Raw genomic sequence first — 24,140 nt, 5'->3', positions numbered from 1 at the left:
AGAGGTCATCGGTGGTAACGGCGTCGTCGGTGTGCTGGACCGTCTTGCCACGAGCAGGTATGGATGTCCGCCCGGTTCGGGGCGACGGACGTCGTCATCGGGCGGCAGGTAGCACCGCTACCTGCCGGAGCGATCGGCCTTCGGCCGGGCCCGGTTCGTGCCCGGCGACGACGGTGGATCCGGGCGCTCGACGCCGCAGCTCGGCACTGGTTGATCGCCTGACCGTGCGTGTGCGGGTCGAGTACTCACCCTCTATCCTCGTATCTCGTGAGTGTCGCTAATGTACGTGTCGACAGTGGGGTCGAGATCAGTTATCGCGATTCCGGAGTGTCGGCCGGTACAGGTGGTCTACCGCCGGTGGTTCTGATTCACGGACTCGGTGGTGACAGCGGTACCTGGGATGCCTTTGCCAGGGCTCTTCGCTCCCGCGACCGCAGGGTCGTCTCGGTCGATCTTCGTGGTCACGGCAGAAGTGGCAGGGCCGCGTCGTACCTGTTCGAGGAGTTCGCTGCGGATGTCGCCGACGTGTGCGACCACCTCGGGTTCGATCGGATGGATCTGGTCGGTCACTCGCTCGGTGGTCACACGGCGTCGTTGATCGCACAGCAGCGTCCGGCGAGCGTACGTAAGCTCGTCATCGAGGAGGCTCCGCTGTTGCTTCGGCCCGGCGATCCGCAACAGGTACTCGCGCGAAAGCTGCCCAGTGTTCCAGAACTATGGCACGCCACAACAAGTTTGATTCGACATCCGCGGGCGGCACTGGCATTCGACCGGTCCATGACGAGTTCGGCGCTCGAGCAGTTCCGTCGACCGAATCGGCAGTGGTGGGATGATCTGTCCTCGATCGAGGCGGACGTGTTGTTCTTGCGCGGCGGGCTCGGTGGACTGGTGGACACGGTTCGGCTCGAGGCCATGGCGGCGGCGATCGCACAGTTCGAGGTGGTCACATTTCGTACCGGGCACAGTGTGCACAGGGACGGGAGCCGAGACTTCGAAGCTGTTGTTCTGCCGTTTATCTCGTGATCGGAGTTGTATCGAAGTCGGGTTCCTCGATGTGACGGGTGTCGTCCAGGGTCGCCGGGTTCGTGTTCGCTCCGCAGACCACCACGGCCACGTGCTCGTTCGGCGCGGGTTTGTACACCCCGGACGTGAGTGCCGCGAAGGCCGTAGCGGCACCGTGTTCGGCGGCGATCCGATACTCACGCCAGAGCTGATTCCGCGCATCGACGATGTCGGCGTCGGACACGAGCAGGCTCACCGGATCGAATCGTGACGCGACGTCGAATGCGATCGATCCTATCCGGGTGGCGCCCAGGGAGTCGGCTGCGATGCCCGATACTTCCACGTCCATGGGGGTATCGGCGGCGAGTGCCGCGTTGAGCGTCGCAATGGTGGCAGGTTCCACGGCCACCACCTTGGCTCGATCACCAGCTGCTGTAGCGACTCCCGCGTAGAGTCCACCACCGCCGACGGCAACGACGATGGTGTCGATACGGGGTTCGTCCTCGAGGATCTCTTCCGCGATGGAGCCGGCTCCGGCGGCTGTCTCGATCTGATCGTAGGCATGGCAGAACACCGCGCCGGTCTCGTCGGCGTAACGCTGTGCCGCGGCGTACGCCTCCGAATACCGGGAACCGACTTGCCGGACCGTCGCGCCGTAGGTGTGTAGGCGATTGACTTTCACCGCGGGGGCTGTTTCCGGAACGAAGACGGTGGCCGCGATGCCCAGCCTGGCTGCGGCGTACGCATTCGCCAGGCCGGCATTGCCTCCGGATGCGGCGACGATCCCGACTGTCGGATCGAGAGTGCCGTCCTCATCGGCGGCCAGGATGCGATTGAACGCGCCCCTGGCCTTGAAAGATCCTGTGTGTTGCAGAAATTCGAGTTTCAGCCATAGCGGTCGGCCCTGAAGATCGATTCGAATCTGAGGCGTTCGCAGAACTCGTCCGTCGATTCGACGTCGAGCTGTGCGGATGTCCTCGTGGTCGATCATCTGAGCCTCCCAAGTGAAATTGAAGTTCGTTAAATAGTATCTCAAGTTCGTTAAAGTGAACTATGGTGATGGTCGGTCACCACTCGAGGAGTCTCGTGACCAAGCATTGCATCACCGTTCCCGTACTCTCCGAAGCCTTGTCGTTCGCCCCGCTCTCGGCCGTGGTTCGTCGCGTTGCCGATCGGGCCGATCGGCTTGTACACGCGTTCCAAGATGGAGAAGAATCCGGAATTCCCGGCGACCACACCGTCTGCATCTCCGGTTTCGGATGCATTCAGCAGCAACGGTACTCGGCTCTGGGCGATAGCCGGTGTCGTGGCTCTCGCTACCGTGTCCCTGTACATGGCTCTGTACATGCCGACCTATGCGATAGTCGATCTCGGTATGGACTCGCGCGGAGCGTTCGTGTCCACGCTGGTGTTCGGAACCGTGCTGTTCGTCGCCTCGCCGCTGTTCGGTGCATTGTCGGATCGAGCCGGTGCCGCTCGAGTCATGGTGGTTGCGGCCGCAGCATCGATGATCGTGGCAATTCCGCTGTTCGTCCTGATCAGCACATACCCGGTCCTGCCGGTCATGATTCTGATCGAAGTAGTGTCATCGTCGCAGTCATCTCGCCGGTGAGCACGGTCATCGTCCGCTCCTTCGGTCAGGCGTAGCCACCATTCGTGAGCACGACATACTGGCAGGCATGAACAATCCGAGTCGGGGCGTTGGCGCGACTGTAGGCGCACAGATCAAGAGGAGACGCGAGCAACGCGGTCTGACCGCGGCCGAGCTTGCCCGGCGTTCCGGACTCGGAAAGGGATCGTTGTCGAGCATCGAAGCGGGGCGGGGAAACCCCACCATCGACACACTCGATGCGATCGCCTTCGCGCTGCGGATTCCGCTCACCGACCTACTCGGCACAGAGGAGGAAGTCGGAACGATCCACCGCCCCGGTACGGAGCGAGCGGACGACGAGGTCACTCGGGAGTTGTTCCGCCGAATCGGTGCGGGACAGAGTACCGAGGTGTGGCGGCTCCGGATGCCTCCGAGTACGTACATGGACGGGGTGCCGCACAGTCCCGGCACCGTCGAGCATCTGATCGTGGCATCGGGCCGGCTGACGGCCGGGGTGACGGGCGAAACAGTCGATCTGTCGCCGGGGGACATGCTCTCCTTCCCCGGAGACCTGCCGCACAGTTATCGGACGGACGATGCGTCGGCCGACGTGACGGTCCTGATGGTCTCGCCGCACGCGGGCTGAACCGAGCGAGAAATCTCGGGGACGACGGACCGCTGTTCCCGAGATCGCGGCGCCCCTGGTTCTGCTGTCCGTGGATTTCCGCGTTCGCTGCGCAAATCGGCCTGCGTGGCTGCGTTTCGCGCATAGTTCCGCCGGGTTCGTCTTGCCTACTGTTGCTGGACGCCGCCGCCGACCGATCATGTCGAACCGGTCGGCGCCCCGCCCTTGCAGAGGAGAACGACATGTCCACCCCGAAGATGAGCTACGAAGACCTGCTCGAGGCACGCCGTGCGAGCGGTGTCACGATGTTCAACGACAACCGGATGAAGCTCGGTATCTTCGGTTCGAACGTCAGCCACGGCCTCATGGCCACTCACGCGGAAACGACGTACGAGCTGACGTGGGAGTACGGCAAGAAGGTTGCGCAGCTGGCCGACCGTCTCGGCTTCGAGGCAATGCTTCCGGTGGCCCGATACCGTGGCATGGGCGGGGACACCAACTTCAACGGCTCCAACTACGAAACCCACGCCTGGGCGGCCGGTATCGCCGAGGCGACCGAGAACATCATGGTGTTCACCACGATCCACGTGCCCACCAAGCACCCGATCGTCGCCGCGAAGGAATCCGTCACCGTCGACCACATCTCCGGTGGGCGGCACGGGCTGAACATGACCATGGGCTGGTACAAGGCAGAGATGGAGATGTTCGGAGGTTCGCAGCGAGAGCACGACTCCCGCTACCGCTACGGCTCGGAATGGATCGAGATCGCCAAGCGCATGTGGACAGACGGTGAAGGCGTCAACTTCTCGGGTGAATTCTTCGAGATCAAAGACGCATTCTCGTCCCCCAAGCCGATCCAGCAGCCGTACCCGGTCCTGGTCAACGCCGGTAACTCGCCCGCAGGCCTCGAATTCTGTGCTCGCGAATGCGATTTCAACTTCATCGCCTTCTCCGATCCGGCCGAGGCCAAGGACACCGCGTCGCGAGTACGTTCGATCGCCCAGGCTCAGGGCAGTGACCTCGGCATCCTCAGTTACGGCAACATCATCTGTCGCGACACCGAGAAGGAGACCAAGCAGCTACTCGACAACATCCTCGAACACGGCGACTGGGACGTCGCGCGCCAGGTCTCGGCCGGACTGGGAAGCGAGAGTGGATCGTTCGACAAGATCAAGGCGATGCAGGAACGCTTCATCCTCGGCTACGGCGGCTACCCCCTGATCGGAACACCGGAGCAGATCGTCGATCAACTTCTCGAACTCGAGAAGGCCGGTGTCGGCGGAATGATGGTCGGCTTCCTCGACTACGCCCAGGAACTCGAGTACTTCGGTGAGCGAGTTCTACCACTCATGCGCGAAGCCGGCCTCCGCAACTGAAAGTGGCGGCGCCATGAAACTTCTCACCATCTACGGCAGTCCGACGCCACCCGGAAAGCTCGCCCGCGCTCTGACTCTCGTCGAAAACGAGGTCCGGGCACTGTATCCGGTATGGACTGTCGACCGGCTCTCGCCCGAGCCCACCGGCAATCCTGTAGTCGGATATTGGGGAGCCGACGCCGTCGAACGTGTTCGGGAAGCGGATGCGGTGGTGCTGGCTTCTCCGGTGTTCCGAGGATCGTTCACCGGAACCTTGAAACTCCTCGTCGACGCTCTACCCAACGAGGCGCTGCGGTCGAAACCGGCCGGAATTCTCACCGTCGCCGCAGCGCCGCAGCACTTCCTTTCCGCAGAGCGGCACCTGCGTGACGTGCTGTCCTGGTTCGGGGCACTCACCGCCCCCAACAGTGCATTCTTCGTCGACAGCACCTTCGCCGAGGACAACGTCTCGGACGAAGCGCGTTCGGACCTGCGTGAATTCGTCGAACAGGTGACGGCGCTGGCGGAACGTCTGCCGCGGCACCACTTCGGCCCGGACCCTCTCCACGTGCGATTCACCCGGTCGAGAGCACACAACGCCTCGACCCCGGCCACAAGGAAAACGACATGACTACCGACTCGGCGTTGCGCAACGACATCGCCCGCAACTACATCGGCGGGCACTGGGTTTCGTCGAACACGACGGGAACCTCGTACTCACCGGCGACCGGCGAACCGCTCGGCGAATACTACGAAGCCGACATCGATCAGGTTCGCGAGGCGATCCGTATCGCTCACGACACGTTCGCTACGCACTCGTGGCGTCGTGACCGGCATCTGCGGGCAAAGGTGCTCGCAGAGATGGCGGATCGGATCGAAGCCGCCACCGACGAACTTGCCATGTTACTGGCCCGCGAGAACGGAAAGGTCCTGCCGGAGGCGGGGTTCGAGCTCAGCCTGACACCATCGAAACTGCGCTACTACGCTGCCCAAGCGCTAACCGACACCGGCCGCGGCGGCCGCGCCCGCGACGGTGTGTACTCGATGTTGTTGTCCGAGCCGATCGGCGTCGCCGGTGTGATCGTGCCGTGGAACTCGCCGGTGGTGTTGTCGGTACGCTCATTTGCACCCGCACTCGCTGCGGGCTGCACCGTGGTGATGAAGATGGCCGCCCAGACGGCGCTGGTGAACACCCGACTCGCCGAGCTTCTGGCAGAGTGCCCCTCACTTCCGGACGGCGTGATCAACATCTTCACCGAATCGGAAAGCGATGGAGCGAAACTGCTCGTATCGTCTCCCGAGGTCAACGCAGTCAGCTACACCGGCAGTACGGTCGTCGGACGCCAGATCATGGCAGACGGTGGTGCAACGCTCAAGCGTCTGTCACTCGAACTCGGTGGGAAGACGCCGATGATCGTGTTCGACGACGCCGACATCGAGGCGGCAGTCGGAACGATCGTCGCAGGTGTAACCACCTTCAGTGGGCAGTTCTGCATGACAGGTAGCCGTGTCCTCGTCCAGCGAACGGTCGCGGATCGGGTCCGGGATGCTCTGGTCGACGCGCTCGAACATGTCGTCGTCGGCCCGGGTGATCACGAGAGTTCGGGTATGGGCCCGATGATCGACACCGCATCCCGCGATCGGCTCGAGGCACTGATCGCACAGCACGTCGATACCGCAGAAGTGCTCGTTCGGGGCGGTCGCCCCGACGATCCGGCCCTGGCCAAGGGTGCCTACTTCCGCCCGGCGCTGCTGGCCGTAGACGATGTGAACTCGCCACTTGTGCAACGTGAACTGTTCGGACCGGTTGCCACCTTCGAGGTCTTCGACACCGAGGACGACGCAATCCGAATGGCCAACGCCACCGAATACGGACTCGCAGCATCGGTATGGACCCGCGACGGCGCTCGCGGACTGCGCATGGCCGAGAACCTCGACGCCGGCACCGTCTGGACCAACGGATGGGCAGTGGTCGTCGACCAGTTCGAAGAAGGCGGATACAAGCAGAGCGGGCTCGGTCGCCTCAACGGCCACCGAGCACTCGAAGAGTTCCAGGAATACAAGCACGTGGTTCAGGTGATCTAACCGCACGCAGTGGGGGCGTCGACACACCGCAGACGCCCCCACCGCGGGCGCTCACGTACGGCTCCGCCGCTGCTCTCACGTACGGCTCCGCCGCTGCGCTCACGTACGGCTCCGCCGCTGCGCTCACGTACGGCTCCGCCGCTGCGCTCACGTACGGCTCCGCCGCTGCGCTCACGTACGGCTCCGCCGCTGCGCTCACGTACGGCTCCGCCGCTGCGCTCACGTACGGCTCCGCCGCTGCGCTCACGTACGGCTCCGCCGCTGCGCTCACGTACGGCTCCGCCGCTGCGCTCACGTACGGCTCCGCCGCTGCGCTCACGTACGGCTCCGCCGCTGCGCTCACGTACGGCTCCGCCGCTGCGCTCACGTACGGCTCCGCCGTAGTGTCTCCGAGGGGGACTCCCCGTACAGCTCCCGATACAACGACGAGAACCGGCCCAAATTGTAGAATCCCCACGACGTGGCCACATCGGTGACAGTGACAGTCGAGCTGTCCGGGTGCAGTAGATCGTCACGGGTGCCGCGCAACCGAACGTCCCGGATGTACTGGATGGGAGTTCGATTCACGTGTCGCAGAAACTGATTCTGCAGAGTGCGGGCACTCGCCCCGGCCGCCGTCGTCAGATCCGCCAACGTCGGCAACGACCGGGCATGATCGTGGACGTAGTCGAGGGCGAGTCGAAGCCCGTCCGGTACCGGGGATTCGGCGCCCCGATCGAGGATCGCCCGATGCGGGCCTTCTGCCGCCAGCACGAGATTGGTCAGTGTCAACGATTCCAGATGACGGCGAGAGTTCCCGTGCCGAGCCAGGATTCCGTCGTCGTCCCATTCCGAAATCACGAACTCGATACAGCGGAGCAAGCCGCGCCCGGCACTCGAATTCAGATCCACCACGAGATCGAAATCGACGGGACCGGATAATCGTGTGCTCGTCAAACTCTCCAGATGGCTTTCCAGGTCGGTACGAGGCACGCGCAGAGCGAACTGCGCGGTATCCGAATCCCATTCGATCGTCTGAGTATGGTGTGGCACCAGTATGGCCGCCCCTGCCATGGCGGACGTCACGCCACACAAGGAGTCACCGCGTGTGATGCGACTGCCGCCGAACAAGGTGATGTTCACGTGGTACCAGTGCTCGCTGGGCGGCAACACGACTGTTGCGCCGGCGCCGTACGCCAGGTATCCCAGTGTCAGTGCGCCGTTCTGCACGGCGTTGAGGCGGGCGTCGAGGGCCTCGCCCCGAGCCGGCTCGAGGGTGTGCGGTTCATACACTTCCGACACCACCGACTGCGCAAGGTGAGCGTCAGCGGTCCGCAAACGCCCGTGCTGGCGGAGCGGCTCGTCGACCTGCGGCGGCAGGGGCATTGCGACCTCCACGAAAAGATACCGGAGCAGGTATTTCCTTACTTCCAGGCATCGTCGAATATAGCCAGAATATGCACCGAGGTCGACCTCCGACCGTGTTGAACAGTCGGAGGTCGACCTCGGTGCCGTGTCGCGTCCGTTCGAGAGATGCTCAGATCACAGCCACGGCGGTAGAACCGGCGCGGGCGATCCGTCGATGGTCGACAGATTCGTGATGCGGCCACTGAGATAGCCGACCAGGTCGGCCAGCGGTGCGGTCACGACGGCGGGCGCAGTCGAGCCGGAGAGTTCCCATCGAGCAGTGGTATCGGACGCTTCCAGGTGCAGTGTGGCCTCCGACGCGGTGCTGCGCTTGCTCACGATGTCGTCACCGAGGGCCGAGAGGAAGTCGGCGGGCAGATCGGAAAAGGTGATCCCGACGCCGAGATCGACGGCATGGACGAATACCTCTCTAGCCCGCATCCACGGGATCTCCGTGGCCTGCACAGCCCGTCCCTGGGCCGTGACGATCCGACTCGCCCACTGCTTGTCGGTCAGTGAATCCATTGCCTCGGTGAGCTTCTCGGCGGACGCCTGCGGCCATGTCAACAGATCTGTCGCCGGCAGCCGGGAACCGTCCTCGATCCCGCGAGCACGAGCATCGGGGGAGGCGTACATCGGTGTCTCGATACCGGTCTCGGCCCATCTGACCAGGTTTCCCAGCGCCTCGGCGTTCGCTGCGAGGTGCGCGAGCAGGTGTCGCCGACTCCATCCCGGCAGAGTGGAGGGTACGTCCACGGCGGCGGCGTCGAGACCGTCGACCCCGGTCAGGAACAGTTCCGTTCCCTGCGCCATCCAACGCCGGGTGCGCGTCATTCCTGGACAACCTTGTTGGTGCAGGCGCCGAGACCTTCGATCGCGGTCACGATGGTTTGGCCGCCGAGCAGATAGACCTTCGGTTCACGGGCGTGGCCGACACCGGCCGGTGTGCCGGTTGCGATCATGTCGCCCGGGTGCAGTCGTGTGATCGTCGAGATGTACTTCACCAGCGTGATCGGATCGAACAGCAAGGTGCCGGTGTCGTCGCGCTGCATGACTGCGCCGTCCACGGTTGTCGTGACCTCGAGCGACGGGCGGACGCCGCCGACCTCGTCGGGTGTCACCAGGAAGGGTCCGACCGGGGTCGAGTTGTCCCAGATCTTGCCCTGGGTCCATTCGATGGAACGGAACTGCCAGTCGCGCACTGAGATGTCGTTCATGACGGTGAAACCGGCGATCGCGGCTTCTGCCTGCGCGTCGTCCGCGCGGCGCACGTGTTCGCCGATGACTACCACCAGCTCGACTTCCCAGTCGAAGGCCTCGGTTTCGGCGGGCCTGACGATGTCGTCGTTCGCTCCGATGAGGCTGTCGGCGAATTTGGGAAAGAGCGTCGGGTAGGAAGGAAGTTCGCGCCCCATCTCCTTGATGTGATTGGTGTAGTTGTGGCCGACACACACGACCTTGGACGGTGTGGGAACGACCGGCGCGAAATCCGCGTCGTCGAGCGGGTAGGTGGTGGCGTCGTCGGCCCGTGCGGCCTCGGCGCGATTCTTCCAGTCATCATGGGCGAGAAAGATTCCCAGATCTTTCTCGCCGAGGTCGACCAGGCGGTCACCGTCGAGCTTGACAGCCCGGGTGGTATCACCGGTGCGGATTGTTGCAAGCCTCATTGTGAAATCTCCATTCGGTTCAGCTGCAGTGCTTCGAAGACGGGGGCGTCGGCGAAGCGGAAGAGGTCGAGGGCGCCGGAATCGGAGTCCGTACGTCCGGCTTCGGATCTCGCCGAGAACGGTTGCCACGACGGGACGACGAACAGGTCGCCGCGTGTGACCGTCCAGGAGCGGTCACCGACAGTCACGGTCCCGGATCCGTCGAAAACCTGGTAGACGCTCGAACCCACCTCCTTCACTGGAGCGGTTTCGGCGCCACGGATCACGCGGTGGAATTCGGTGCGAAGGGTGGGAAGAACGTCGCCACCGGTGTGTGGGTTGGTGTAGCGCACCGCCGCATGGCCGGGTTCGACTGTGCCGCCGAAACCTTCGGCTTCCATCGACAGCTGGTCGATGAGCGCGCGATTGGTGAACTCCCACTTGTACGAGAGCAGTGGGCTACCGGGTGTGAGATGGGTGGCGCCGAGGGGGCGCAGGCCGGGATGGCCCCACAGCCGTTCGGATCGGGAGCGCTCGGGAGTGATGCGTTCGGCCGCGTCGAGTTCTTCGCGGCCGAACTCGAAGAACTGCGATTCGGTCACGTATTGGAACGGGATGTCGAGACCGTCGATCCAGGCCATCGGTTTGTCGGTGGCGTTGTGGTGGGCGTGCCAGTTCCAGCCCGCCTGCGGTAGGAAATCGCCGCGATTCATCGGCACGGCGTCCCCGCCGACCACAGTCCACACACCGGAACCTTCGACGACGAATCGGAAGGCATGCTGGGTGTGTCGGTGCTCGGGGGCGTCCTCACCGGGCATCAGGTACTGGATTGCTGCCCACAGAGTCGGGGTGGCGAACGGTCGCCCACCGAGTGCCGGATTGGCCAGTGCGATCGCGCGACGTTCACCACCGCGCCCGACCGGGACGATGTCTCCGGCTCGCCGGGCGAGGCTTACCAGATTCTCCCACTTCCACAGGTGCGGGACGGCGCGTGATCGCGGATGTGCCGGCATGAGATCACCGATCTCGGTCCATAACGGCACCAGCAGTTCGCTCTCGAAGCCACGATAGAGCTCTTCGAGCGACGGTGTCACCTCGGGTTGGCCCGGTGCTGCGACGGCCCTGAGTCGAACGGGGGAGTCTGTCGAAGTCATGGCACAACAGTGGCGCGTGCTTTCGATGCAGAACAACTTATTCTGCTATACAGAATCTTGTGGAGAAGTTGCAGAAGAATCCGCCGACGTACGCCATTGCCAGCGTCGACCATGCACTGCGGTTGGCGACGATCTTGCAACTGGAAGGAGACTTGACGGTCGCTGAGGCCGCCGAGCGACTCGGGGTCGCGCGATCGACGGCACATCGACTCCTTCGAATGTTGGTCTACCGAGACTTTGCCGTGCAGGATTCCGGAAAGCACTACGGCGCCGGGCCGGTGCTGAAATTGGCCGAGCACTCGAGGTCCACCACGTCCTTGGTGCGATCGGCCGCGCTGGCGCACATGGAAACGCTCGTGCAATTCGTGGGGGAGTCGGCCAACCTGACCGTGCGTACCGGTGTGGAAGTTCGCTTCGTCGCTTCGGTCGAATCAACTCGAACTTTGCGGGTGGGATCGCGCGAGGGGATGGCATTTCCTGCCCACCACACGTCGGGTGGAATGGTGTTGCTCGCGGCGCTGACCGAGGACGAATTGAATCAGATCTACGACATCGGACCCGATGTCGACGGTATCGAGATGCCGGACATGGATCGATTGCGGGCCGAACTCACACGAATTCGTAAGCAGGCATTTGCCGTCAATCAGGGGCGCACCGAGCGCGGTGTCGTCGCCATCGGGGTGCCGGTGCGCGACGACGAGGGTAAAGCCGTTGCCGGGCTGTCTGTTTCGATGCCTTCGGTGCGCTACGACCGTCGCCAGCTACCGATGCTGGTTTCTGCTCTGCGTCTTGCCGCTGATCGTATCGAGGTCGATCTGGCACGCTGAGACGATCACCTGGACCCGGTGGTGGCGGCGTGCGAGAATTTCGCGGTAGATGCTTTGCCGAGCCTGCGAAGATCAGCCGGCAATCTCGGGCCGAGAGGATTGGTCGATGGTTTCTCCGAACAGTGAACATTTCGACGACGGCGAGGGGTTTCGCCGCTGGCTTGCGGCGAACCACGACACGGCAGTGGACATCTGGTTGAAGATAGCAAAGAAGTCGTCATCGTATTCGTCGGTCAGCTACCAGGAAGCCCTGGAGATCGCGCTCTGCTACGGATGGATCGACAGCCGGAAGAACCGTCTCGACGACGACTTCTTCGTGCAGCGGTTCTCGCCTCGCACCGCGCGTAGCCCGTGGTCGATCCGCAATGTGGACATCGTGGCAAGGCTCGAGAACGAAGGCCTGTTGCAGCCGTCCGGGATCGCCGAAATCGAGAAAGCGAAGGCGGACGGACGTTGGGATCGGGCATACGAAGGTCCGGCCAAGGCTCGGGTTCCCCAGGACTTCCTCGACGCGTTGGCAGTGAATCCGCAGGCTCAGGCGTTTTACGAGACGTTGAACTCGACGAATCGGTTCGCCATCTCGTATCGCTTGCAAGAGGCCAAGCGTCCCGAGACACGGGCTCGAAGGATCGAGAAGTTCGTCGACCAATTGGCGGCGGGAAAGAAGTTCCACTGACGGCTCGGTCGGCGCGTGCTGCCGGATCGTCGCCAAGTGGGTGACCGATGGCTCGACCGGCGTGACTCGACTGACACACTATGTACTGTGACCGAAGCCATGACGTGCTCTACGTTGTCCGCCGTCGACGAACCGCTGGCTGGTACGGCGGCAACGATTCGGCGCTGGGTGTGCCTGGAGTTCGACGGTGGGTGGGGACGCGACGTCTTGGACGGCACGGCCTTGGAAGCCGACCTGGCAGCCGAGCTCAGGCGGCGGGCAGAGCAGGCCGATGTGCGGATCATGTTCATCCGACGCCCCGGCCGGAGCATGAATCGTGTACCCGGTCATACCGTGCTGCTGGCCCGATCGGAACCGGGCGAGACCTGGTGCGAACAGCTACACCTCGACGCCCCGCAGGGTTTGCTCGATCTGGACTTCACCGTCCTGGCCGGCCCGGCGCCAGGTCTGGGTGTGCGAGTCGAGGATTCGGTGGTGTTGGTGTGTGCCCACGGTAAACGTGATCGGTGCTGTGCGGTGTTGGGGCGTCCGGTTGCGGCGGAGTTGGCGACCGCGTTCGGCGACAGGGTGTGGGAGTGCTCGCATACCGGTGGTCACAGGTTTGCACCGTCGATCATCGTGCTACCGACTGGCCATACGTACGGACGGTTGGATTCGGTGCAGAGCATCGAGGCGGTTCGGTCGCTCGATTCCGGCGAGGTGTACCGCACCGGGTTGCGAGGTCGAAGCTGCTGGTCTTCGTCAGCTCAGGTTTCCGATATTGCTGTGCGAGAGCTTATTTCGGCGCGAGTGGAGGACTTGTCGGTAGTCGATCATGCCGACGGTCAGTGCACGGTCGAACATCTCGACGGTCGGAACTGGACTGTGGAGACTGCGGTGGCGGAGCTGGAATCTCGGCCGCCGAGTTGTGGAGCGGCAATCAAGCCGGTCCGGCCGGTGGTGGCGACATCGGTGCGCGAGAACCCCCCGCGCCGATCGGGTGTTGCACAATAGGCCTGTGGTCAGCGAAAAACTGCATGCGGACGAGTTCGACATCGATGCTCTTCTCGTAGCTGAACTGCTGCGCACCCAGTTCCCGTGGTTCGAGCATCTTTCGCTCGCGATGGTGCGATCCGCCGGAACCGACAACGTGATGTACCGCCTGGGCGACGAATTGGTGGTGCGGCTGCCTCGGACACCTTCTGCTGCTCTGCAAGTGGACAAGGAACAGCGCTGGTTGCCACTACTGGGGCCTGCCTTGACGTGTGCGGTTCCGCAGCCGGTGGGCAAGGGTGCGCCGGAACATGACTACCCGCACCCCTGGTCGATCTATCGGTGGATCGACGGGCAGTCGGTGGCACCGGAGTCGGTGTTCGAGCCGGCTCGTCTGGCCGCCGAACTCGGGCGCTTCGTGCAGTCGCTTCGGATATGCGAGGCGGCGGGCGGACCGCTTCCGGGGCCGCACAATTTCTCGCGTGGAGTGCCGTTGGTACATCGGGACCAGTCGACGCGGGCAGCGATCTCCGCCGTGGACGGTCTCGTCGACACCGAAGGCGCGCTGCGGGCGTGGGAAGCGGCGCTCGCAGTTCCCGAATGGCGGGGCGCACCGGTGTGGATTCACGGTGACCTGCAGTCGGGGAACCTTCTCGTCCGTGACGGAGTGTTGGCGGCAGTGATCGACTTCGGTGGTCTGGGTGTCGGCGACCCGGCGTGTGACGCGATGATCGGATGGACGTTGTTCGATCGCGATACGCGTGAGACGTTCCGTGAGTACTCCGGAGTCGACGACGACACCTGGGCGCGGGGGCGCGGCTGGGCGCTGTCGGTGGGCCTGTCCGCACTGCCGTACTACGCAACCAGCAACAGAGCGCTCGCCGATGTCGCACGCCGAGGGATATGCGAAGTACTCGCCGATTCGTCCGGTTGACCTACGGGGTCGGAGACGATGCACACTTTGTCGGAGGTCGTGGTCGCGGTGGCGTACCGCGGTGTGACAAGTACCCGCACCTGAGTGCTGATTTGCCGGATTTTGGTGATTCGGACGGTAACGTGGCATCAATGCCGTTGAATCCAGATCTGGAGGGCCGTGTCTTCCCGCCGATAGGGCCGTACTCGGTTGGTCGGGAGAAGGTGCGGGAGTTTGCGTACGCCGTGTTCGGTACCGATCCGATTCATTTCGACGTCGTCGCTGCGCGAGCGGCGGGCCACGCCGATCTGGTTGCCCCGGCCACCTTCGTAGCAGTGGTGTTGGAGCGCACAGGCGTACAGCTGATGAAAGACCCGGACGCGGGCCTCGATCCGACTCGCATCGTCCACGGTTCCGAAAAAGCTACTTTCCATAGGCATATCGTCGCCGGAGACGAGCTGACGATCACGCTCACCGTCACAAATGTCACCGAACGTGGCGGCAACGCGATCCTGGCAACGTCCAACGAAATTCATGATGTGGCAGGAAAACTCGTCGTCACAGTTGCATCCACGTTTTTCGTCCGAGGAGAGAGCGAATGAGTAAACCCTCGATCGTGGATCTTGTCGTCGGTGACGTGGTGGCATCGTCCATTCGAACGGTTACCCGAGATTCCCTGGTTCGTTATGCCGGTGCGTCGGGCGATTTCAACCCGATCCACTACCGTGACGACATCGCCGAGGCAGCCGGGCTTCCCGGGGTGCTGGCACACGGGTTGTTGACCACGGCTCTCGCCGTCCAGACCGTGGCCGACTGGATCGGTGATTCCACCGGAATTGTCGGCTACGAAACCCGGTTCACGCGACCGGTGGTTGTCGATCCGAAGCGAGGTGCTTCGATCGAGGTCACCGCCACGATCGGAAGCGTCGATCACGAAACCCAGACGGCACGTCTCGATCTCACCGTTACCAGTGCCGGCGCCACCGTTCTCGGTAAGACCCGAGTGACGATCTATCTCGGACCGTAGCGTGCCGTGACGGCTGCGTCTTCGGCCGACCGCGCCGACGGTCCCGATGACGACGGGCGTTGAGCGGAGTCCGAGTCGACTCGATCACCAGAAGGTGCCGGGGACGAGTCGGGCCGCTTTCCGGCCGATGGTGACGAACAGCGAACGTGAATGCGGTGTGGCCGTTACCGGTTCGACGGCCGGGAGTCTCGTGTCGACTTCTCCCCGTGCTGCCGGAGAGTCGGGGAATGCGCGGTACATCTGATTAAGAACCAGATCTTTGGTCCGCGGCGCGAATCTGTGCCCTAGATCGGCCAACGTGCCGACGGGCACGTCGATACGTTTGGGGCGTTCGACCAGTGCTCGGATGACCATCGCGGCCGCGGTGTGGACGCTCGTGATCGGGCCCGGGTTGTACGAGCCGGTCGGAGCGATCATCGGTGTCTGCACCAGCGGCATGTGAATTGTGGTGAACGTGATTCCGTCCGAAAGGGTCTCCGAAGCTGCGACGTCGGAGAACCCGTCCAGCGCGGCCTTGCTCGCCACGTACGCAGAGAATCGTGGCGACGCTGCCTGAACTCCGGCGCTGCTGATGTTCACGATGTGGCCGAACCGCCGGGCACGCATGGTGGGGAGGAAGGCGAGAACCAGTCGTACGGCGCCGAAATAGTTGACTGCCATCGTTCGTTCGTAATCGTGCAGTCGGTCGGTGGAATTGTAGATCCCACGCCGGATGGAACGGCCGGCGTTGTTGACAAGCATGTCGACGTGATCATGTTCGGCGAGAATGCTTTTGACGGTCGAATCGACGGAATCGCCATCGGTGATGTCGCACGGATATCCGTGCGCTTTGCCGCCGGCCGCACGGATGGAGGCGACGACGTCGTCGAGTTCGCCCGCGCGTCGTGCAAGCAGTAGAACTGTGGCACCCTTTGCGGCGGCGGCTGTCGCCGAGGCCCGTCCGATTCCCGACGACGCTCCGGTGATCACGATGTTTCTGCCCACCAGAGCTCCGTCGGGGTGGGTTCGCCGGGCGCGGTTGGGGTCGAGGTTCTTTTGCCAGTACCTCCACAGGGCGGCGGCGTACGAGCCGAAAGGCGGCGCTTCGATGCCTGTCCCCTCGAGAGCTGCCCGCGTTTCGACAGCGGTGAACGTAGGAGCCATGGTGATGTTGTCGAGCAGCACCGCAGGGAGCCCGATTCGATCGAGTAGCACCTTGCGCACTCGCTCCGCCGACGCGATCGGTAGCGCCGAGAGGAACGGAGCAGCCAACGCGCCGGGCACGTCGAAGGCCGGGAACGGCGCGCCGGCGGCCTTCGCCAGTCCTGCATAGATCTCGCGCACCGGCTGCGGTGTGGGGTTCACCAGGTGGAACACTCGACCGTCCCGGCCGGGCTGATGCATCAACTCGACAAGAGCTGCTGCGACGAAGTCGACCGGAACGACATTGGTCGCACCAAGGTCCGGAATCGGTACCGGCAGGGCGGCAGGCAGTTTCGCCAGGAGTGCCAGACTGGGGAACATGTAGTAAGGCCCGTCGATCTTGTCCATTTCACCGGTGACGGAGTTGCCGACCACCGCGGACGGGCGGTACACCCGCCAAGAGAGTCCTTCACGTTCACGAACGAGTTTCTCGGCCTCGAACTTGGTGCGGTGGTACGGCGTCGGAAAACTCTGACCGCGATCGAAGTCGGTTTCGGCGAACTTGCCGCGAAAATCGCCCGCAACGGCTATCGACGACACATGGTGCAGGGTGGCTCCGAGTGTCGCGGCAAGCTCGACAACGGAACGGGTGCCCTCGATGTTCGTCGTGGCCTGTTCGTCGCCGGCCGTGATGTCGTAGATTGCACCGAGGTGAAGGACATGATCTGCGGCCGGTGGCGAATCGATACCCAGACCGGGTTCGGTGAGATCGCCGATCAGCGGGTGTACTCTGTCGGCGCCGCGCATCCTCGAGGTCTGAGCTTCGAGTTTGTCGACGGAGCCGGACCTGATCAACACGTGCACCTTGGCAGTGTCGTCTCGCTCGAGAATCAACGGGAGGACGGCTCGACCGAGGAAGCCGGTACCGCCGGTGACGATGTATGTGGCCATGGCCGACAACTTACTCCGAAGTAAGTTCGCCTGCCAGTGTAAACGCGACACTGGATTCCGGAACTACCAGAAGAGCAGGTCGACGTGATGCGAAGCCGAACACCATGAGTGCCGTTGAGGTCAGGGTGATCGACGTGGACACCGCCGGCGTGCACGAGATCCTCGCGTTCGCAGTAGGTTCTGAAGATCACGACCGCCTCCAGCGGGCGTATGAGCAGTACCGGACGAGCGGATTCGTTCTGGCGGCGGCATATCTGGAAGAGCTCGTCGTCGGTGTCGTCGGTTTCCTACCCGGTCAGGACCGAACCGAACTTCTCCACCTCGCCACCGCCTCCGAATATCGAAGGCGCGGCGTCGGCAAAACACTCGTCGAATGGCTTCGCGGTTACTCACCCGGATCGGACGTGGTGGCGGAAACCGATCGAGACGCCGTCGCGTTTTACGAAGCGACAGGATTCGCGGTGCGCCCACTCGGAAACAAATATCCGGGCGTGGAGCGTTTCGAGGTCGCGCGGACACCGATCGTCAATGACGGGTCAGGATCACCCCGTCCTCCGGCTCGAAATGCATGAAAGCCGTCACCGTCCCGGACAACAGGAACACCAAGGCGAGGAGAAGAACAGGAACGTCGAGGATCCACTCGAAAATTCTCATGCTTCGAGTTTCGTCTTCGATCCTGGCAGGAGCATCGGCCGCAGGGCCGATTTTCCTGAGAAAGCCAGTACTCCCGGAGTAGGAAACCCACTCCGGGAGAACTGTCAACTCTCGGTCACTCCCACGTCAGTGACCGATCCCGACCTTCGCGTGCACCTTCTTCATCCATGCAGGCGCCCACCAGTTGGCCTCACCCATCAGTTTGACCAACGACGGCACCAAGAGCATGCGGATGACCGTTGCATCCACGATGAGAGCCACGATCATGCCGACGCCGAGGAACTTCATCACCGACAGTCCGGACATCGCGAAGGCGCCTGTCACCACGATCAGCAGCAATGCGGCCGCCGTCACGATGCGTCCCGTGCGCTCGGCCCCGAACCTGACGGCCTCTTCCGTGGTCGCACCACCGTTTTTCGCTTCGACCATGCGTGACATCAGGAAGACTTCGTAGTCCGTGGACAACCCGAAGACGACTGCCAGGATCAGTACGACGAACGTCGCCTCAAGCGGTGTCTGACTGACACCGAGCAATTGCACTCCGTGACCGTCCTGGAAGACGAACGTCAGGACGCCGAATGTGGTGGCCAGACTCAGAGCTGCCATCAGCACGGCCTTGATGGGCAACACCACGGAACCGAACGCGAGGAACAACAAGATCAACGTCGAGCCCACCATGATGAGAACCATGACAGGCAGCCAGTGCAAGACGGCGTTGTTGCCGTCGTCGATCATTGCCTGACCGCCGCCGACCAGGAGTCGGGTTCCGTCCGGAGCCGAGATGGCCCGCAGATCGGTGACTGCGGCGCTCTGCGACTCCGGAGTGGAGCCTTCACTGTAGAAAGCCTGGACGGCCACCAGTTTGGCCGTACTGGCGACCACGATTGCCTGGCCGATACCGTCCACCTGTCCGGCGGCTTCGGCTATCGCCGCGCCTTCGGCAGGATTGAGCGTCGAGGCACCTTCTGCCTGCAAGATCAGCGTGGCCCCGTTGCCGGTCTGCGGAAAGTCGTTGACAAGGGTGTCCGTCGCGATACGAGCTGGATCATTGTCCGGTAGAGCGGTGTACGAGAGTTCGCCCAGGCGTGCACCGAGAAGCGGCGACGCCATTACCAGAAGAATGGCGACGATGGTGACGGAGACGGCGACGGGGCGTTTCATCACCCAGGAAGCGACTCGACCCCAGAACCGTTGTGAGCGTTCCTCACCGCGTTGGGCGGCATCCTTGCGCCAGGTCCAGGCATTGATGCGATGGCCGAGGACGGCCAACAAAGCCGGAACAGCGGTGAGCGAGAGGACTGCCGCGCTGAGCACTGCTGCGATGGCTCCGAAGCCCAGGGACTTGATGACCTCTTGGGGAAAGACGAGCATGCCGCTGAACGCGCAGATGAGAAGTAATCCGGAGAACATGACTGTTCGACCCGCGGTGAGAAGGGTTCGTCTCGCAGCAGCACCCGGTTCCGACCCCGCATTCAATTCCTCACGGAAACGGCCGACGACGAACAGTCCGTAGTCGATGGCCAGTCCCAAGCCCAGCAAGGAGGCGACGTTGATCGAGAACGACGACACCTCGGTCAACAACGTCAGGAGCCGAAGCACTGCGAGAGCACTGAGAACGCTGAGGATTCCGACGAATACCGGGACCGCCGCCGCGACGATCCCACCGAAGATGAACACCAGCAACACCAATGTGATCGGGATGGCGATGGCCTCGGCGACCACCAGATCCTGTTCGAGTTTGGTGTTGAACGCAATGCCTACCACGGTGTTGCCCGCGAATTGCGCATCGGCTCCTGGCACGTCGAGGGTGGTGAGCACATCGGCGAAGCCCGCAGCGGTGACGCCCGAGTCCGGTGCCAAGGTGATGGCGACGGCGCCGGTTCGTCCGTCGTGCGAGAGCAGGTTTGCGCGGGTGGTGGCGTCGGCAGTCCAGTAGGACTTCACCGCTGCCGTCGGTACGTCGGCCTCAAACGCGTCGATGACGGTGTTCACCGCCGGACCGATGTCGTCGAGGCTGCCGCCGTCGGACGGGGTGTAGAGAGCGATGATGTCCGGGGTCTGCGGTCCGAGGTTGTCCTCGATGATGTTCGCGACCTTCGCGGAGTCGCTACCCGGATCGATGAATCCGCCTTGACCGAGTTTGCCGAACACTCCCAGGCCCCACACACCGCTGATGAGAACTATCAGAACCGCGAGGGACAGAACCCACCATTTTCGAGCTACGACGATATGGGCCCAGCGTGTCATTGATCAACTCCGGTGTGGTGACGGTTCGGTTCGAGGTCGACTGTAGTGGTCGTTTGGTCTTCTTCCGGAAGCGTCGTGCATACTGCTTTCAAGCACTTGCAAGCCACGCGTGTGGGGGAAGCCGGTCCGAATCCGGCGCTGACCCGCAACGGTAGGTCGGCACTCGGTATTCGCCGGGTGCGGACGAGCCCGATTACCCGCCGGGTGGTGTGCGACATCCCATTCGTCGTGGTCTACGAAACGGAAGTCCAGCGGGAGCTCTGGCCCGTGACGGTATGTGGGCCCGAGAGTTCGCCGGGTTCTCCTTCGTGGCTCTGAGCCCCCTTTCGAGGTCCTCGTGTCACCGAAATTCACCCCAGTTCGCGCCGCAGTGTCGTTGTTCGCGGTCGCTCTCGTCGCTGCCGGTTGTTCGAAGGGCGATGCGGCCCAGGACTCGGCATCCACCGAATCCTTCGCGCAACCAGTCACGATCACCAACTGTGATCGTGAAGAAACCTTCGACGCACCTCCACAGCGCATCGTCACCATGAACAACCACGTCACCGAGGTACTCATAGAGATGGGCGTCGGGGATCGGATCGTCGGAATGGGTTACGGCAATGCCACTCCCACGCCGGAAACCGCAGAACAGTTCGCCAAGATCACCAACCTGGCCAAGGAGTACCCCACTGCAGAACAGATACTCGATCTGGACCCGGATCTGATCGTGGGCGGCATGAGCAGTGCCTTCCAAGAGAAGGAAGGCCGGTCCCGAGAGCTGTTCGCGGAGCGGGGAATCAATACCTTTCTGTTCTCCGAATATTGCGGTAAGGGATTTCCGGACATCTCGATGCTCGAGAACGATTACTCGCAGTTGGGCCGAGTTCTCGGTGTCGAGGAAGGTGCTGCTGCGGTAACCGAGCAGGTTGTCGGCGGACTTGACGCGGTGAAGGCTGCTGTTGCCGACACCCCGGTCGTGCCGACCTTCTTCTACGACGGCGGCAAGGACGTGCCGACGACGATCGGTGGAGTCGGTGTCGGTCAGTTGGTAGGCGACTACGCCGGGGCATCGAACATCTATTCCGAAGGTGAGCGGCCATACGTCAAGACCACGTGGGAAGTTGTCGGTGAACGCGCTCCGCAGGCGGTAGTCGTCCTCGACTACGGCGACGAGTCCGCCGAGCAGAAGATCGATTTCCTCAAGTCGCACCCGGTCATGGCTACCACTCCGGCCGTTCAACAGAATCGGTTCGTGGTTGTCCCGCTCTCCGACTTCTTCGAGAGCCCCCGTCTGGTGCGGTCGGCTCAAACCATTGCAGCGGCGCTGCATCCGGGCGTGGTCACGACACCGTGATGCGCACCCGGTCCGGGTACTCGGCGCTACTGCTGGGGCTTGCCGTAGCTCTGGCTGTGGTGATGGGATTGGCAGTCTCGTTCGGCTCGGTACGTATTCCGGTCGGCGACGTGTGGGCCATAGTCGGCTCGCGCATGCTCCCGGGAAGTTTCGAGACCTGGTGGACACCGGCGCGGGAGTCGATTGTGATCGACTCCCGCCTGCCCCGCGCGCTCACCGCCGCGGTGGTCGGCGCGTCATTGGCCATGGCAGGCGCCGTGGCGCAGGCCGTCACCCGAAATCCCCTGGCCGATCCGTACCTCCTCGGTGTCTCGTCCGGCGCCGGGTTCATGGTTGTGCTGGTCAGCGTTCTCGGTATCGGATCAGGTGTACTCGGTGTTTTCACCATTCCGGTGGCCGCTTTCGTCGGCGCCATGATTCCGCTCTTCCTCGCCTTGCTCATCGGCGGCCGATATCCACAGCCGACGGCGATCATCTTGGTGGGTGTGGCGCTGGGGCAGATATTTTCGGCCCTCATCACCTTCGTCATGCTCGTCGTGGCAGACGAGCGTCATATCACCGGCCTGATGCACTGGCTGGCGGGTGGATTCGGTGACGCCCGCTGGTCGACACTGACGTTTCCGACGCTGACCCTGCTGGTGATCGGTATTGCCCTGTTGCTCAGTGCCAAATGGATGGACGTGCTGCAGACCGGTGACGACGGCGCTGCGGCTCTCGGTATGAACGTGCGCCGTTTTCGGGTGCTGTCGTTGCTGGCAGTGTCCGTACTTGCCGGAGCCGCTGTCAGTGTTGCCGGTGGTATCGGATTCATCGGGTTGCTGATTCCGCACCTTGCGGGATTCATGGTGGGTACCAGGGCGATCCGACTGCTTCCGGCAGCGGCGCTGTTAGGGGCGGTGGCAATGGTGGCTGCCGATACTGCGTCGCGGTCGGTCGCCCAGTCGACCGAGGTGCCGGTGGGTGTGGTCACCGCGCTGGTCGGTGCGCCGATCTTCGTCTGGATGCTTTACCGACAGTATCGGAGGCTGGAGCAGTGAAACCACTCGAACTCGTCGACGCCCGAGCTCGCCTGGGTAGTCGTGAAGTGTTGCACGGCATCACGTTCGACGTTGCGGCCGGAGAAGTGCTCGGCCTGGTCGGACCCAACGGCAGTGGTAAGACCACAGCACTTCGCTGCTGTTACAACGCCCTGACACCGTCCGGTGGTGCAGTGTTGATCGAGCAGGTCGACTCGACGACTCTGTCCCGAAAGGACATCGCTCGGACGATCGCGGCCAGCGTGCAGGAACCGGCAGTCTCGGGTGGGCTCTCCGTGCGTGAATCGGTGACGTTGGGACGAACGCCGCACCGCGGCTGGTTGGATCGCACCACCGATCATGACGGCCAGATCGTGGACCGGTGTATCGAGCAAGTGGGTCTGACAGACCTGGCCGGGCGGGACGTGGCCACTCTCTCCGGAGGCGAGCGTCAGCGGGTCTCGATTGCCCGTGCCTTGGCGCAGGAGCCGAGGATTCTGCTCTTGGACGAGCCGACCAACCACCTGGACCTACGTCATCAACTGATCGTCATGGAGTTGCTCACCGTACTGTCCGCCCAAGGTCTGGCGATCGTCGTCACGATGCATGATCTGCGCCTTGCCGTCGAATACTGTGACCGGTTGGCCGTCCTCACCGATGGTGACGTGCGAGCCTGTGGGCCTACTGTCGAGGTGTTGGACGAATCGTTGTTGGCGGAAGTCTTCGGCATCAGGGCCCGCGTCGACCGAGGCGGGCGAAGCCTGCGGATGGAGGTGTCGGGGCTCGCATGACTACGGTGGCAGATGTGTACTCGCGCTTGGTGGCGGCGGTGCCGTTGTTCGATAACTTGAACGCTTACCCGGATACCGTGTCCGCCGAGGTGATGACGGATCCGGAATGGATGGCCGCGAGGGTGGCCGATACCGGGCGGCGATGGGGGAGTGCGGACCTTCGAGTGAACGGAACCCTGTGGTGGTACTCGGCCAGTTCCACGCTCACAGGCATACCGGTCGGTACCGGTCTGGTTACCGGAAGTGCCGCCGATCCCTCACTGGTGCGCGGACGGATTTTCCTGCGCGACAACGGTTATCTCGGTGGATTCGCAGCCGGCGGTCTTCTCCCGGTTACGGCGAGTCTGGATCGACTCGGCTACGCTTTGCTCGATGCCCTGACCCCGGTGATCGACACGCTTTCGCAGGTGTCAGGGGTAACGCCTCGGGCGTTGTGGGCCATCACTACCGATTCGACTGCCAACCGCGGTCTCGACGCGGCGGGTACCGAGAGCGAGCGCGGAAGTGCCTGCGCTGCGGCCCTGGTCGAGGTGCTGCGTGGCGGCGGCGCCCCGATGCCCCGGCCCCGGTTCGTCGATGTCAGTCGGCAGGGCGTCGCGGACAAAGTGCGCAATCCGTTGGCGGCGGTACGGCCCGGACTCCGGCGATTCACGCAACGTGCCTCGTGTTGCCTCATCTACGAGGTGCCGGGCTCGGGTAAGTGTACGAGTTGCCCGAAACGCGCACCCGAAGATCGGGTGCGCGCCTTGGCAACTCTGGTGTGAGAG

27 protein-coding genes and 1 riboswitch are annotated in these 24,140 nt (G+C 63.2%); of the genes, 18 read left to right on the top strand and 9 right to left on the bottom strand.

All coding sequences use genetic code 11. The annotated features are described in order from the left end of the window. Positions 1 to 63: 63 nt before the first annotated feature. On the top strand, positions 64 to 222 hold the full coding sequence (locus ABH922_RS15655) for a hypothetical protein (RefSeq protein ID WP_424807792.1): 159 nt from the start codon (positions 64 to 66) through the stop codon (positions 220 to 222). A 45-nt stretch (positions 223 to 267) separates the two neighbouring features. Then, positions 268 to 1,023 (top strand): alpha/beta fold hydrolase, encoded by a 756-nt coding sequence (locus ABH922_RS15650; protein ID WP_424807791.1) that lies wholly within the window; start codon positions 268 to 270, stop codon positions 1,021 to 1,023. On the opposite strand, the gene ABH922_RS15645 is transcribed toward ABH922_RS15650, so the two are convergent. Beyond that, positions 1,013 to 1,993 (bottom strand): threonine/serine dehydratase, encoded by a 981-nt coding sequence (locus ABH922_RS15645; protein ID WP_424807790.1) that lies wholly within the window; start codon positions 1,991 to 1,993, stop codon positions 1,013 to 1,015. The genes ABH922_RS15650 and ABH922_RS15645 overlap by 11 nt on opposite strands. Before the next feature lie 213 nt (positions 1,994 to 2,206). On the opposite strand from ABH922_RS15645, the gene ABH922_RS15640 reads away from it, so the two are divergent. From ABH922_RS15640 to ABH922_RS15620, 5 genes are all read left to right on the top strand, one after another. Further along, positions 2,207 to 2,614, top strand: coding sequence for an MFS transporter (locus tag ABH922_RS15640; RefSeq protein WP_424807789.1), 408 nt, complete (start codon positions 2,207 to 2,209; stop codon positions 2,612 to 2,614). Positions 2,615 to 2,681: 67 nt separating this feature from the next. Beyond that, a complete protein-coding gene (locus ABH922_RS15635) occupies positions 2,682 to 3,239 on the top strand; it encodes a helix-turn-helix domain-containing protein (RefSeq protein WP_424807788.1) in 558 nt (185 codons plus the stop codon). 221 nt (positions 3,240 to 3,460) lie between these two features. Further along, positions 3,461 to 4,594 carry an LLM class flavin-dependent oxidoreductase gene (locus tag ABH922_RS15630; RefSeq protein WP_424807787.1) on the top strand — a complete coding sequence of 378 codons (1,134 nt, stop codon included), beginning with the start codon at positions 3,461 to 3,463 and terminating at the stop codon, positions 4,592 to 4,594. Between the two features lie 13 nt (positions 4,595 to 4,607). Beyond that, positions 4,608 to 5,204, top strand: a complete 597-nt coding sequence (locus ABH922_RS15625) for an NADPH-dependent FMN reductase (protein ID WP_424807786.1) — start codon at positions 4,608 to 4,610, stop codon at positions 5,202 to 5,204. Continuing rightward, positions 5,201 to 6,658 carry an aldehyde dehydrogenase family protein gene (locus tag ABH922_RS15620; protein ID WP_424807785.1) on the top strand — a complete coding sequence of 486 codons (1,458 nt, stop codon included), beginning with the start codon at positions 5,201 to 5,203 and terminating at the stop codon, positions 6,656 to 6,658. The genes ABH922_RS15625 and ABH922_RS15620 overlap by 4 nt, the downstream gene beginning before the upstream one ends. On the opposite strand, the gene ABH922_RS15615 is transcribed toward ABH922_RS15620, so the two are convergent. The 5 genes from ABH922_RS15615 to ABH922_RS15595 form a co-directional block, all read right to left on the bottom strand. Beyond that, positions 6,597 to 7,025 (bottom strand): hypothetical protein, encoded by a 429-nt coding sequence (locus ABH922_RS15615; RefSeq protein WP_424807784.1) that lies wholly within the window; start codon positions 7,023 to 7,025, stop codon positions 6,597 to 6,599. The genes ABH922_RS15620 and ABH922_RS15615 overlap by 62 nt on opposite strands. Continuing rightward, positions 7,022 to 8,023, bottom strand: a complete 1,002-nt coding sequence (locus ABH922_RS15610) for an AraC family transcriptional regulator (protein ID WP_424807783.1) — start codon at positions 8,021 to 8,023, stop codon at positions 7,022 to 7,024. The genes ABH922_RS15615 and ABH922_RS15610 overlap by 4 nt, the downstream gene beginning before the upstream one ends. A 156-nt stretch (positions 8,024 to 8,179) precedes the next feature. Then, a complete protein-coding gene (locus tag ABH922_RS15605) occupies positions 8,180 to 8,878 on the bottom strand; it encodes a maleylpyruvate isomerase family mycothiol-dependent enzyme (protein ID WP_424807782.1) in 699 nt (232 codons plus the stop codon). After that, the gene (locus ABH922_RS15600; RefSeq protein WP_424807781.1) at positions 8,875 to 9,711 is read right to left on the bottom strand and encodes a fumarylacetoacetate hydrolase family protein; all 837 of its coding nucleotides are present in this window, start codon (positions 9,709 to 9,711) and stop codon (positions 8,875 to 8,877) included. The genes ABH922_RS15605 and ABH922_RS15600 overlap by 4 nt, the downstream gene beginning before the upstream one ends. Then, entirely contained in the window at positions 9,708 to 10,844 is a 1,137-nt protein-coding gene (locus ABH922_RS15595) for a cupin domain-containing protein (protein WP_424807780.1), read from the bottom strand. Before ABH922_RS15595 ends, ABH922_RS15600 begins: the two co-directional genes overlap by 4 nt. A 59-nt stretch (positions 10,845 to 10,903) precedes the next feature. Here ABH922_RS15595 and ABH922_RS15590 point away from each other — a divergent pair, with 59 nt between their 5' ends. From ABH922_RS15590 to ABH922_RS15565, 6 genes are all read left to right on the top strand, one after another. Beyond that, positions 10,904 to 11,671 carry an IclR family transcriptional regulator gene (locus ABH922_RS15590; RefSeq protein ID WP_424807779.1) on the top strand — a complete coding sequence of 256 codons (768 nt, stop codon included), beginning with the start codon at positions 10,904 to 10,906 and terminating at the stop codon, positions 11,669 to 11,671. 106 nt (positions 11,672 to 11,777) lie between these two features. After that, on the top strand, positions 11,778 to 12,347 hold the full coding sequence (locus ABH922_RS15585; RefSeq protein WP_424807778.1) for a YdeI/OmpD-associated family protein: 570 nt from the start codon (positions 11,778 to 11,780) through the stop codon (positions 12,345 to 12,347). Positions 12,348 to 12,446: 99 nt separating this feature from the next. Beyond that, positions 12,447 to 13,340, top strand: a complete 894-nt coding sequence (locus tag ABH922_RS15580; RefSeq protein WP_424809690.1) for a sucrase ferredoxin — start codon at positions 12,447 to 12,449, stop codon at positions 13,338 to 13,340. Positions 13,341 to 13,344: 4 nt separating this feature from the next. Further along, positions 13,345 to 14,253 (top strand): aminoglycoside phosphotransferase family protein, encoded by a 909-nt coding sequence (locus tag ABH922_RS15575; RefSeq protein ID WP_424807777.1) that lies wholly within the window; start codon positions 13,345 to 13,347, stop codon positions 14,251 to 14,253. Between the two features lie 131 nt (positions 14,254 to 14,384). Next, positions 14,385 to 14,834, top strand: coding sequence for an FAS1-like dehydratase domain-containing protein (locus ABH922_RS15570; RefSeq protein ID WP_424807776.1), 450 nt, complete (start codon positions 14,385 to 14,387; stop codon positions 14,832 to 14,834). Then, positions 14,831 to 15,259 (top strand): MaoC/PaaZ C-terminal domain-containing protein, encoded by a 429-nt coding sequence (locus ABH922_RS15565; RefSeq protein ID WP_424807775.1) that lies wholly within the window; start codon positions 14,831 to 14,833, stop codon positions 15,257 to 15,259. Before ABH922_RS15570 ends, ABH922_RS15565 begins: the two co-directional genes overlap by 4 nt. Positions 15,260 to 15,343: 84 nt before the next feature. Here the strand turns inward: ABH922_RS15565 and ABH922_RS15560 are convergent, their stop codons facing one another. Further along, a complete protein-coding gene (locus ABH922_RS15560) occupies positions 15,344 to 17,332 on the bottom strand; it encodes an SDR family oxidoreductase (protein WP_424807774.1) in 1,989 nt (662 codons plus the stop codon). Positions 17,333 to 17,436: 104 nt separating this feature from the next. Between ABH922_RS15560 and ABH922_RS15555 the strand changes: the two genes are divergently transcribed. Then, positions 17,437 to 17,904: a GNAT family N-acetyltransferase gene (locus tag ABH922_RS15555; RefSeq protein WP_424807773.1), complete on the top strand. Its 468-nt coding sequence runs from the start codon at positions 17,437 to 17,439 to the stop codon at positions 17,902 to 17,904. On the opposite strand, the gene ABH922_RS15550 is transcribed toward ABH922_RS15555, so the two are convergent. Next, positions 17,858 to 17,986, bottom strand: coding sequence for a hypothetical protein (locus ABH922_RS15550; RefSeq protein ID WP_424807772.1), 129 nt, complete (start codon positions 17,984 to 17,986; stop codon positions 17,858 to 17,860). The genes ABH922_RS15555 and ABH922_RS15550 overlap by 47 nt on opposite strands. Before the next feature lie 126 nt (positions 17,987 to 18,112). Continuing rightward, positions 18,113 to 20,233: an MMPL family transporter gene (locus tag ABH922_RS15545; protein WP_424807771.1), complete on the bottom strand. Its 2,121-nt coding sequence runs from the start codon at positions 20,231 to 20,233 to the stop codon at positions 18,113 to 18,115. A gap of 48 nt (positions 20,234 to 20,281) precedes the next feature. Beyond that, positions 20,282 to 20,452: riboswitch (cobalamin riboswitch) on the top strand. A gap of 118 nt (positions 20,453 to 20,570) precedes the next feature. Between ABH922_RS15545 and ABH922_RS15540 the strand changes: the two genes are divergently transcribed. Genes ABH922_RS15540 through ABH922_RS15525 form a run of 4 tightly spaced genes read left to right on the top strand, consistent with a single transcriptional unit; the run spans position 20,571 to position 24,137 of the window. Beyond that, positions 20,571 to 21,566 carry an ABC transporter substrate-binding protein gene (locus ABH922_RS15540; RefSeq protein WP_424807770.1) on the top strand — a complete coding sequence of 332 codons (996 nt, stop codon included), beginning with the start codon at positions 20,571 to 20,573 and terminating at the stop codon, positions 21,564 to 21,566. Next, positions 21,566 to 22,603, top strand: a complete 1,038-nt coding sequence (locus ABH922_RS15535) for a FecCD family ABC transporter permease (protein WP_424807769.1) — start codon at positions 21,566 to 21,568, stop codon at positions 22,601 to 22,603. Before ABH922_RS15540 ends, ABH922_RS15535 begins: the two co-directional genes overlap by 1 nt. Continuing rightward, positions 22,600 to 23,373 (top strand): ABC transporter ATP-binding protein, encoded by a 774-nt coding sequence (locus tag ABH922_RS15530; protein WP_424807768.1) that lies wholly within the window; start codon positions 22,600 to 22,602, stop codon positions 23,371 to 23,373. The genes ABH922_RS15535 and ABH922_RS15530 overlap by 4 nt, the downstream gene beginning before the upstream one ends. Next, on the top strand, positions 23,370 to 24,137 hold the full coding sequence (locus tag ABH922_RS15525; RefSeq protein ID WP_424807767.1) for a (2Fe-2S)-binding protein: 768 nt from the start codon (positions 23,370 to 23,372) through the stop codon (positions 24,135 to 24,137). The genes ABH922_RS15530 and ABH922_RS15525 overlap by 4 nt, the downstream gene beginning before the upstream one ends. Positions 24,138 to 24,140: the final 3 nt, after the last annotated feature.

This window comes from Rhodococcus sp. 27YEA15, from assembly GCF_049739425.1.
Lineage (GTDB): Bacteria > Actinomycetota > Actinomycetes > Mycobacteriales > Mycobacteriaceae > Rhodococcus_F.
This window is presented reverse-complemented; position numbering and strand designations above follow the sequence as displayed.

Excerpts from the sequence above, each read along its gene's own strand:
- ABH922_RS15605 (WP_424807782.1), bottom strand. The coding sequence starts at position 8,878 with ATGACGCGCACCCGGCGTTGGATGGCGCAGGGAACGGAACTGTTCCTG.
- ABH922_RS15635 (WP_424807788.1), top strand. The coding sequence starts at position 2,682 with ATGAACAATCCGAGTCGGGGCGTTGGCGCGACTGTAGGCGCACAGATC.
- ABH922_RS15645 (WP_424807790.1), bottom strand. The coding sequence starts at position 1,993 with ATGATCGACCACGAGGACATCCGCACAGCTCGACGTCGAATCGACGGA.
- ABH922_RS15630 (WP_424807787.1), top strand. The coding sequence starts at position 3,461 with ATGTCCACCCCGAAGATGAGCTACGAAGACCTGCTCGAGGCACGCCGT.
- ABH922_RS15525 (WP_424807767.1), top strand. The coding sequence starts at position 23,370 with ATGACTACGGTGGCAGATGTGTACTCGCGCTTGGTGGCGGCGGTGCCG.
- ABH922_RS15610 (WP_424807783.1), bottom strand. The coding sequence starts at position 8,023 with ATGCCCCTGCCGCCGCAGGTCGACGAGCCGCTCCGCCAGCACGGGCGT.
- ABH922_RS15600 (WP_424807781.1), bottom strand. The coding sequence starts at position 9,711 with ATGAGGCTTGCAACAATCCGCACCGGTGATACCACCCGGGCTGTCAAG.
- ABH922_RS15570 (WP_424807776.1), top strand. The coding sequence starts at position 14,385 with ATGCCGTTGAATCCAGATCTGGAGGGCCGTGTCTTCCCGCCGATAGGG.
- ABH922_RS15535 (WP_424807769.1), top strand. The coding sequence starts at position 21,566 with ATGCGCACCCGGTCCGGGTACTCGGCGCTACTGCTGGGGCTTGCCGTA.
- ABH922_RS15545 (WP_424807771.1), bottom strand. The coding sequence starts at position 20,233 with ATGACACGCTGGGCCCATATCGTCGTAGCTCGAAAATGGTGGGTTCTG.
- ABH922_RS15560 (WP_424807774.1), bottom strand. The coding sequence starts at position 17,332 with ATGGCCACATACATCGTCACCGGCGGTACCGGCTTCCTCGGTCGAGCC.
- ABH922_RS15640 (WP_424807789.1), top strand. The coding sequence starts at position 2,207 with ATGGAGAAGAATCCGGAATTCCCGGCGACCACACCGTCTGCATCTCCG.
- ABH922_RS15595 (WP_424807780.1), bottom strand. The coding sequence starts at position 10,844 with ATGACTTCGACAGACTCCCCCGTTCGACTCAGGGCCGTCGCAGCACCG.
- ABH922_RS15555 (WP_424807773.1), top strand. The coding sequence starts at position 17,437 with ATGAGTGCCGTTGAGGTCAGGGTGATCGACGTGGACACCGCCGGCGTG.
- ABH922_RS15625 (WP_424807786.1), top strand. The coding sequence starts at position 4,608 with ATGAAACTTCTCACCATCTACGGCAGTCCGACGCCACCCGGAAAGCTC.
- ABH922_RS15580 (WP_424809690.1), top strand. The coding sequence starts at position 12,447 with ATGACGTGCTCTACGTTGTCCGCCGTCGACGAACCGCTGGCTGGTACG.
- ABH922_RS15620 (WP_424807785.1), top strand. The coding sequence starts at position 5,201 with ATGACTACCGACTCGGCGTTGCGCAACGACATCGCCCGCAACTACATC.
- ABH922_RS15565 (WP_424807775.1), top strand. The coding sequence starts at position 14,831 with ATGAGTAAACCCTCGATCGTGGATCTTGTCGTCGGTGACGTGGTGGCA.
- ABH922_RS15585 (WP_424807778.1), top strand. The coding sequence starts at position 11,778 with ATGGTTTCTCCGAACAGTGAACATTTCGACGACGGCGAGGGGTTTCGC.
- ABH922_RS15655 (WP_424807792.1), top strand. The coding sequence starts at position 64 with ATGTCCGCCCGGTTCGGGGCGACGGACGTCGTCATCGGGCGGCAGGTA.
- ABH922_RS15550 (WP_424807772.1), bottom strand. The coding sequence starts at position 17,986 with ATGAGAATTTTCGAGTGGATCCTCGACGTTCCTGTTCTTCTCCTCGCC.